This is a genomic window from Microvirga arvi (genome assembly GCF_016892765.1).
GTDB classification, from domain to species: Bacteria; Pseudomonadota; Alphaproteobacteria; order Rhizobiales; family Beijerinckiaceae; genus Microvirga; species Microvirga arvi.
Window position 1 is genome coordinate 1 of the sequence record NZ_JAFEMD010000112.1, and the last position, 8,681, is coordinate 8,681.

The following is an 8,681-nucleotide window of genomic DNA, read 5'->3' on the forward strand; positions in this document are numbered from 1 at the left end:
GACCACTCCGCGCCCGGCCTCGGCTCATGCCTCAGCTTAACGACACCGTCTGTCAGATTAAGTCCAAACTACTTCACGTGATCCATACGATCCCGCCGCTCCTGCTGGCCAGCCTCGCTATCGGAGCGAATCCCCGTGGGGCTGGGCTACCGGCGCACTGGCAGTGATCCTTGTCGTTGCCGCCATATTCGTCTGGGGCCTGCCTGCCGACGAGCCCCTCACGACAGGTGCCGTAGCTCCGTCTGTTGATGCAGCCGCGCCAGCCACTAGGCCATAGCGGCGCCGCCTTATGATCATCCTCTGAAAAGGAGAGTTCGATGGAACACAGGGATATCAATCAGATCCGCGGTCTCGCAGACGTGCAACCGAGCCTGCCACAAGTGCTAACCCGGCGGGAGCGCCTGGAGCGCTGGGCCGAACTGCTCGATCGCGATCCTAACCGCCGACTCAGCACCCTGGGCGAGATCGAGTTCGCGCCGAGGGCCGAGCGCCCCTCCATGCGGGCCGACAACTCCCCCCTGGCGGTTGCCTTCGAGGATCCGGTCCTGCGCGCTGCCGGACTCAGGAGCGATAGGCTTGGCGACGCAATGGCCTTCTTTCAGATCTCGCAGGACGGCGCTCATTACATCATGTGCTCCTGTCTTTTCGGCCAATCCATGTCTGCCGGCACGGCTGCCGCCCGGGTGAGAAGCATGGATCAGGTGCATTGGCTCGTTCCAGCCAGTGTTATGGCCGGGCTGGCCAGTATTCCTGTTCTTCTCCACCTGCTCGGATGAAGAGCATCCCGATGGCTCCATGCGCGTCGGATAAAAACCGCACGCGGGTTTACACCGCTACGGCTCCAGCGCTCGCTCCAGCTCCACATTCCTGAGGGCACAAAGGGGGCGGCCCGGATGATCATCCAGGCCGCCTCGCAGAGGGTAAAGGCGTTGCTACAGGGGGCGTCTGCCTGCAGAATCCGGGCGCTTGATGGGAATGTAGGGTCGATCAGATTCAGCGCCCTCATTATAACTCGCTCTTCAGTCTGAGGTCGCCCTGACCAACCCCTTTCACCATCCTGTGCCGGCTATCTCTCTCCCTTGGCTGCGCCGTGATCGGATCATGGGAGCGTCCGCGGCCAGCTGGGTTCCACCGGCACCCTGTGGGCACAGCCACATCACGGCCGAAGAGCGGATCTACCCGCTCCCACGCGTATCCAAATCGTCACGCATGCCCTGCATCTGGTTGGGCGTCAGTGGGCGTGGTTCATAGATGAAGCCCGTGCGCCCATCCACCCGAATGTTCACCTCCCGGCCGCGCCAATCCGCCGTCGCGGTATAGCTGTAGCCATCCCTGCTCAGGTTCGAGATGTCGGAGAACCCGCGCGACTGCAGATCCCGCCGCACCTGGTCAGGATTCAACAGGGGAGCGGAGAATTGGTCCTGACTGGAGGCCATTTCAGGGGTGCCGTTCGAGCCGAACTGCTGGCTAGGAGCAGATGCGCCACCTTTGCCCTGATTTGAGTCGGAAGGCTGGCCCCGCTGGCCTATGGAGGCGGTCGTTCCCGACGCGGCCATCGGCGGAGGATCGACCAACAGCAGCACAGACCTTCCATCTGGGGTGCGGGCCTGAATCAAATAGGTGGCATTCAGGATCCGGATGTTCTGGAAGCCGGCTTGGCGCAGCTGACGCCGCAGCGCGGAGCGCTGGTTGAAGCGGTTCTGCCCATCGAGACGACTTTGGCTTTGTGGACTCTCGCCCGCAGCCGAAAGATCGCCCGCAGGCCAGGTCCTGTTGTACTGCACAGAATTTTCGTGGCGCTCCGCAGCGGGAGAGAGTGGACCGGGGATCCAGTCTCTTTTGATGCCCGGCGCATTGGAGCCGAAGATCTGGTTCCGCACGCCTTGGTTCTCCTGAGAGTCGCTGGAGCTCGATTGGGCGAGCGCGACAGTCGAGCCGCCCGCCAGCAAGGTGGCCGCGAGCGCGGCAACTGACATCTTCCGCATGTTCACCTCCTGTGACGTCCCAAACCTGACTAATGGCTGCTGATGTCAGGAGATCCAGGCAAGGCTACGAGTCCGTACGACACCGGACAGAGAACCAGTTGGCGGCACCTTCATGGACGGCTTCGGGGCAGCGGCCACTCCGCACTGTTAGGGACATGAAGTGTCTTGTTCATCTCCACAGGCACACTCGGTTGCATCCCAGCCTGTGGAGATGGCCAGTGTGGTCTGACCTGGAGCGCCCTCTTTGTCAGTCGGCCGCCTCGGTTTGGCGGTCCTCAAGGATCAGGTCCGCCACAACGGGGAAATGGTCCGAGCCCACACGCGGACCTGTCTCAACAGCCGTGAGTACGATGCCTTTCGGAACCAGCACATGGTCGAGCAGGACGATCGGGATCAGCCGATTGGCTGGCCAACTCGCTGCAAACGTCTGTCCCCATCGCAAGTTCGCCCACTCGGCCAGCTTGATGAGCTTCCATGAGAATGGTGTCAGGTTGAAGTCGCCACCAAGGATCAACGGCGCTCGTCTTGAGCGTGCAAACCTGATGAGCCGGTCGATGTCACCAGGTTGGTGCCGCCACTCGAACGGATTTGCGGTATGCACGCTTGCGATCTCGAACAAACGGCCATCCTGCTCAAAGCGGGCCCAGACGGCCAATGGCCGGCCCCGTCCGCTTGGAATGATCCCACTGTCGGACCAACGCCACTTCGACAGTAAAGCAGGCCCGGAGCGGGAGTGCTCGTCGAACAGAACATAAGGGTAAGCGGAGGCAAGCTGATCGAGGACAGCGGCCTGGTCACCTTGACCGACTTCTTGGAGCAGGATCACATCCGCATCGGTCTGTTTGATGAAATCCATGATCCTGTTTGCCTGTCCCCTCATGACCCAGGTGTTGAGGGTCGCCACCCTCAAATTGGGCTCAGCGGCCGGATCTTCCGGTGCGCCATAGCTGAGGGCAGGGACGATCAGCAGTGCGAGGTTGACGGCAAATAGGACAACTGCCGTGGCAGTGAGCCTCCGGGAGCGGAGCCCGAGCAGGAGAATCAGCAGCAAGCCCGCGCCCAGAGCCAGGAACGGACGGAAATGGTTGATCAACTCAAGGGCTGGCCACAATGGCGCCAGCAGCCCTGCGACAGTCAGGGCGGTGCCGAGGCTCAAGCCTGCGTCAATCAGGTATGAGGAGAGTTCCCGCACGGATTCCTACCGCAATTGGCAGGGGTGATTGCGCGTCACAACCGCCACCCCTGTACGACAGTGCTGCCACAGCGACACGACTGGCGCGGGTCGGTCATGCTAAGACAGGGTTAATTCCCGAGCCGGTCCCTGATCTCGGTCCTGTCAGAGATCTACAGGGCCCACTCCATCGCAAGGCCAAGGCTGAGCAGGGTGGCGGCGTCCCGTCCTCGCGTGATGATGTCTGGAGTGTCAGATGGGTTGCCGACATTGTGATAGCGCTTGCTGACGTTTCAGCTTTCCTTCTCGTACAGCCCCTCTCATCAGCGCCGTCGATCGCCTTGCGCGCTGGCCGATTGCCATCTCCATGGAGGCCGAGGCCCCTAAGCCTCCTGCCGCATGAACCCGAGTGCGGATCCGACCAAAGCTGCTCACTCTTTTGGCCCGGAAGGCTATCGAAGACGAGAGAGGACGGTTGAATTTGCTTCACCATGAGGGGGACCTCGACTGGCTCCAATAGGAACCAACTCTTTTCTGATCAGAGACATTGTCAAATATAAAGTACCTTAAGCTGCATATAGTGGCACACCAATCAGGTAAAACCTGAGTGAATTCTTCTATAAAGCAAGCAGAGTACGCTATTGTACAATCCAAAGATCGAACAAGTAGGGAAATCGCTCGTTGCTTTTTTAGTGTCTGAGTGTTGTGACGCGATGATGTCTTGCGTACCTGAGCTCAGTCCCCACTAAGCAAAGGAGATTGTCCCATGAAACTGTTCAGCAATGTTTCCCGTCTCGGAGTGTGCGCCTTTGGTCTGATGCTGTTCGCAGCTCCCGTGAGCGCTGCGGAATTCGGCGACTGGGACGCGAATGCAGATGCGCGGCTGACGAGCGAGGAGTTCCGGATGAACTTTGAAGAGGTTGGTGTCTTCAACGCCTGGGACGAAAACGACGACCTGGGTCTGACGGAAAGCGAGTTTGAAACCGGCCTTGGAGACGATGCTACAGCTTTTAACACCCGCTTCGGCGATAAGGCGTTTGACGAGTGGGATGTGAACGACGACGACAGGCTGTCGAACGATGAGTTCTACGACGGTGTCTATGCCTCCTACGACAGCGACGGCGACAAGATCATTGAGGAGCCCGAATTCGGCGACATCGGCGACGGCGGCTTCTGGGACGTCTAAGCCCGTCACAAGCGGAGGCGGGCTGCGGATACCCCTGGGCCGATAGGACAACGCAGCAAGGGCCACCACACCGCAACTGTGGTTTGCAGACCCGCCTCTTCCAGCATCGGGCAAGCCTTGGGCTCGCCCACCTCAACAGATGTGGAAGGTTCCTCATGCATACGATCCTGCTTTCGACCGTCGCCGCCTTTGCCGCCGCCGTGTCATCCTCCTCGTTTGCTCAAGAAGCGTCAGCCCCAAAGAAACAGCCGATCCCGCAGTCGGCATCCGACGGCGCGAATGCGACGCCCAGTGGAGCCGCTTCGCAAGGGTCGGCCCCGACCAAGCTTCCGCAGACCAGCGGCCCTTCGACCGACAGGGTTCAACCTGATTCCGGGAAGGCGAACTCCTCGGCAAGTGCGCCCGCAAGCGGATCCGATCAGAAGAAGCCGATCACGGGGGCTGGGGGGGAGCGGAACGGGTCACCAACCGGACAGGCCCGCCACCAAGCTTCGGAGCAGCCGTCCGCGGCACAGGCTCAAGATGCCGGCAAGTCCAACAGCTCCGATGCTACGAAGAAGACAACCGCGTCCAATGGGGAGGGGCAGGACAAGTCCCGCAAGCGCGCGGTCGACAAGAACGGCAATGCCGACCAGAAGACATCGCCGAGCACAAGCGCCAGCGATGATAATGGCGACAGCGGCAAGACCGAGCAGAGGATGCCGACCTCGGGAACCCCGCGCGGGACCAGCACCGAAAGCAACAGGGCTGGTCAGGCCACGACCACGGAGACTGCACCCTCGGAGACTAGCCGCTCGTCCTCCAGCACGCAGCAGAAGTCCCCGAATTCCGCTCAAGAGCAGAACGCCGGTGCCGATACCGCAAGCTCGACCTCTACCAAGCTTTCAAGCGAGGAGAAGACGCGTGTTGTGCAATCGTTCACCACTCGGGAGGTTAAGCCCGTCGAAAATGTCAGCTTCTCGGTCTCGGTTGGCGTAAGCGTGCCTCAAGACCTGAACCTGCATCCAGTGCCAGCCGACGTCGTGGAGATCATTCCAGCGTACCGCGATTATCGCTATGTGGTGGTCCAGGATCAGATCGTGATTGTGAACCCGAAGACCCGCAAGGTCGTGGAAGTCATTGAGCAGGGCGCCACAATGGCACGCGTCGGGACCTCCCAAGGATCGGGCTCGCTGAGCCTCTCGCAGGAAGAGGAGACTACCGTCATCAAGACCCTTCGCAGCAATACCTCGGCCGTGTTCCACGAGGGGGCGACCGTGCCGCAATGCGTGGAGTTGAGGCCGATTCCAAGCGCCATCGACGTGCCGGAGCTCCGGTCGTATCGCTACGTGGTGGTCGAGGACGGTGTCATTCTCGTCGAGCCGGACTCCCGGCGCATCGTGAAAATTCTCGAGTAGAGGTCCGACAGGCCAGGGTCGACAATCTCGGCCCGGCTGGGCCGAGATCTTTACTGGCATTGCCGGAGCCATCGGCAGAGCGGCAGCCTACAGAGGCCACTCGACCGGAAGGATACGCATGCCTACCGTGAGCAACCGCGCCGGCAGCGTGGCGTCCGGCTCCCGGGTCTATGACCGCCGCTCGGTCGAGGAGGCCCGGCGCGATCTGGCCGCCTGGATTGCCAAGTGGGAGGCGCGCTACCCGCGCTTGGTCGCCTGGGCCGAGGAGACGATCGAGGAGACGCTGACCTTTTATCGCCTGCCACGCCAGCACCACAAGCACCTCAAGAGCACCAACATGCTCGAGCGCCTGAACGAGGAGATCAGAAGACGCACCTATGTGGTGCGGATCTTCCCCAGTGCGGCCTCATGCTGCCGGCTGGTACGGGCTGGCGGTGGAGACGCACGAGAACTGGCTTGAAGCCCACCGCTACCTCAACATGGACGACTTGAAGGAGCATAAGAAAAGCACTCTGCGCGAAGCCGCTTGGCCAGCCTGACCGGTCGCCCCGCTTTGCAGAACTTGACGCACACAATCTAGCATCTGAGCCGGCTATTCCTCCGGAGTTTGGAAGTCCGCCTTGAAGCAATACCATGGCAGTTGATGCGGGCGCGGTCGATCGGGAAGATGTTGCCGTCGACTATTTACCCGCTTAGGCTTGGCTACAAAGTTGCGCAAGTCGTTGTCGCACGCCGACCTAGAACAGACCGATTCTAAGTAACTTGGCATAACGACAACTCAGGCCTACAGTGGGCCCGCCGCATGTGGCCAGTTGCAACAGGTGGTTCCCACCATGGTTGGATCAGACTCCCCAAACCGCGATGTTGCCCGGTTCCCTTTGGTAGGAACCGACAAGTCCGAGTTGACTGGCCTTGAAGCTGTCCTTCGGAGGCTCGCAATCTCCATCTCCTCTCAAGAGGTGATGGAGATCATCGCACAAGCAGCCCGTGCCCTCCTGCACGCGGATGGCGTCACCTTTGTGCTACGGGACGGCGACCGCTGCTACTACGCGGAGGAAGACGCAATCTCCCCCTTATGGAAGGGTAAGCGATTCCCTATGGAAGCATGCATTTCCGGATGGTGCATGATCAACGGGCAAGGTGTCATCATTCCTGATATCTATGCTGACGCCCGGATCCCGCACGACGCATATAGGCCAACGTTCGTCCGCAGCTTGGCAATGGTGCCGATTGGACAGGATAATCCAATAGCAGCAGTCGGGGCCTATTGGTCTCGGTTACGGGAGATTCCGCCTCCCGAGCTGGACCTATTACAGGCGCTTGGGAACGCCGCCGCCCTAGCCCTCTCCCATGTAGAGCTCCGGCGGGCGCGGGAGCACGAACGAGAGCTTCACAATGCTGAAGGTTCAGTCGGCCAGCCTTCAGAGAGGTGTCCTACTCCGCCAGCGTCAGGCCCGCCACATCAGGGGCTCACGACTTCGGCCGGTTGGCAACCCGCTGGCGGGCAAGTGTCTGCGTCTTCCGTGAGCACCGTCTCGGGGAGTCGCGTCGCACCTCCAGCGAATGCGGAGAGCTGGCTTTCATTCGATATACAGCCACATTCGCCAGCCGCCTACGCGGCAGCTATCACGTGCGTCTTGTTAGCGACTTTGACTCGCCTCTCATTCGGGTGGTGGTCGACGGCAGAGTTAGCCCCATTCACCACGTACTTTCCTGCCGTTCTCGCGACAACGCTCATTGCCGGAGTGCCGAGCGGTGTGCTTTGCTTAGTGTTAGGAGGAGCTGTCAGCTGGTGGGCCTTCATGCCTCCCGAGTTCAGTTTTGCTGTGGGATCGCCGGCTCACATTGTGAACTTCTCACTTTATGTCATCTCATCCATCATGATTCTTTGGGTCGCTGAAAGGTACAGGCGCGCCCATCGCAGCCTGAGGCAAGAGCAGGGATGGAGGACGCTCCTGCACGAAGAACTCCAGAATCGTTTGAAAAATGCGCTAGCTGTCGCGCAAGCAGTCGTCAGCCATACCCTTGAGACTTCTCCCCAGAAGGCTCGCAAGATCAACAGGCGACTTGCGGCGCTGATGGCGACTACCAGTTCCGCCGGGGTGCCGCGCCAGCAGGAAGTTGACCTTAAGAGCCTGGTAGCAGCTGAACTGGAGCCCTATGGAACGGCTCGTATCGAGATCAAAGGTCCACACGTCGGCTTAGAACCTAAGCTCGGTCAGGCCCTTGCTCTCGCCCTTCACGAACTCGCGACGAACGCAGCGAAATTCGGTGCCCTCTCCGTTCCGGAGGGAAATCTAGCAGTCATTTGGTCGATTTCCGCTGGTCAAGTCCACCTCACATGGGCCGAACATGGCGGCCCGCATGTAGTCATTCCAAAGACACGGGGATTCGGCACGTCTTTCCTTGAACGGATCCTATCTGATGTTGATGCCACGATCGTAATGAGTTTCGAGCCCGAAGGCTTGGTTTGCGGGGTCAGGTTTGTCGCTGGCCCAGCAGGCAGGTAACTAGCAGAATCAGACCGAGTTCGTGCCCGCAATCCTGCCATCGAATGTCTTCTGACTCATGCATTGGATTGCCATTCCCGAGATCGAAGATCATCTACAACATACTCGGGCCGCGCTGACGTGATGACCTGATCGTCTTTCATTTCCCAATCTGTCTGCCATGCCAATCACATCCGACCCACCGGAAGGCACACGTTGAGCGGCGGCACCGCAACCACCTCGAAGGTGGCTGATGCAATCCCGATGCACGCTTGCTCCTAATGATCTTCACGGTAGGCCGGTAACGGAAAGACCTGCATGGCGGAAGAAGCGGACGATCATTTCGGGGTGACGTTTGAGGCGGTCGAACTCGCGACGGGCGAGCCGATGCAGGTCGTCGACTGAGCCGGGCAGCGCGTTGGCCATGGCGCGCTTGACCAGGGCATTGCACTG

Annotated in this window: 6 protein-coding genes and 1 pseudogene; 5 read left to right on the forward strand and 2 right to left on the reverse strand. The window is 60.2% G+C overall.

What is annotated here, in order from left to right:
* Positions 1-317: 317 nt before the first annotated feature.
* Complete coding sequence (locus ILT44_RS29100) at positions 318-776, forward strand: hypothetical protein (RefSeq protein WP_204243101.1); 459 nt, start codon at positions 318-320, stop codon at positions 774-776.
* 399 nt (positions 777-1,175) lie between these two features.
* On the opposite strand, the gene ILT44_RS29105 is transcribed toward ILT44_RS29100, so the two are convergent.
* Positions 1,176-1,985 (reverse strand): hypothetical protein, encoded by an 810-nt coding sequence (locus ILT44_RS29105; RefSeq protein ID WP_204243102.1) that lies wholly within the window; start codon positions 1,983-1,985, stop codon positions 1,176-1,178.
* Between the two features lie 247 nt (positions 1,986-2,232).
* Positions 2,233-3,177: an endonuclease/exonuclease/phosphatase family protein gene (locus tag ILT44_RS31320; protein ID WP_204243103.1), complete on the reverse strand. Its 945-nt coding sequence runs from the start codon at positions 3,175-3,177 to the stop codon at positions 2,233-2,235.
* Positions 3,178-3,922: 745 nt separating this feature from the next.
* Between ILT44_RS31320 and ILT44_RS29115 the strand changes: the two genes are divergently transcribed.
* From ILT44_RS29115 to ILT44_RS29130, 4 genes and pseudogenes are all read left to right on the forward strand, one after another.
* Positions 3,923-4,342 carry an EF-hand domain-containing protein gene (locus tag ILT44_RS29115; RefSeq protein ID WP_204243104.1) on the forward strand — a complete coding sequence of 140 codons (420 nt, stop codon included), beginning with the start codon at positions 3,923-3,925 and terminating at the stop codon, positions 4,340-4,342.
* Positions 4,343-4,497: 155 nt separating this feature from the next.
* A complete protein-coding gene (locus tag ILT44_RS29120) occupies positions 4,498-5,739 on the forward strand; it encodes a DUF1236 domain-containing protein (protein WP_204243105.1) in 1,242 nt (413 codons plus the stop codon).
* A 166-nt stretch (positions 5,740-5,905) separates the two neighbouring features.
* Positions 5,906-6,278 (forward strand): annotated as a pseudogene (locus ILT44_RS29125) (transposase); the annotation flags it as partial.
* 294 nt (positions 6,279-6,572) lie between these two features.
* The gene (locus tag ILT44_RS29130) at positions 6,573-8,249 is read left to right on the forward strand and encodes a DUF4118 domain-containing protein (RefSeq protein WP_201863875.1); all 1,677 of its coding nucleotides are present in this window, start codon (positions 6,573-6,575) and stop codon (positions 8,247-8,249) included.
* Positions 8,250-8,681 lie beyond the last annotated feature (432 nt).

Excerpts from the sequence above, each read along its gene's own strand:
- ILT44_RS29100 (WP_204243101.1), top strand. The coding sequence starts at position 318 with ATGGAACACAGGGATATCAATCAGATCCGCGGTCTCGCAGACGTGCAA.
- ILT44_RS29115 (WP_204243104.1), top strand. The coding sequence starts at position 3,923 with ATGAAACTGTTCAGCAATGTTTCCCGTCTCGGAGTGTGCGCCTTTGGT.
- ILT44_RS29130 (WP_201863875.1), top strand. The coding sequence starts at position 6,573 with ATGGTTGGATCAGACTCCCCAAACCGCGATGTTGCCCGGTTCCCTTTG.
- ILT44_RS29120 (WP_204243105.1), top strand. The coding sequence starts at position 4,498 with ATGCATACGATCCTGCTTTCGACCGTCGCCGCCTTTGCCGCCGCCGTG.
- ILT44_RS29105 (WP_204243102.1), bottom strand. The coding sequence starts at position 1,985 with ATGCGGAAGATGTCAGTTGCCGCGCTCGCGGCCACCTTGCTGGCGGGC.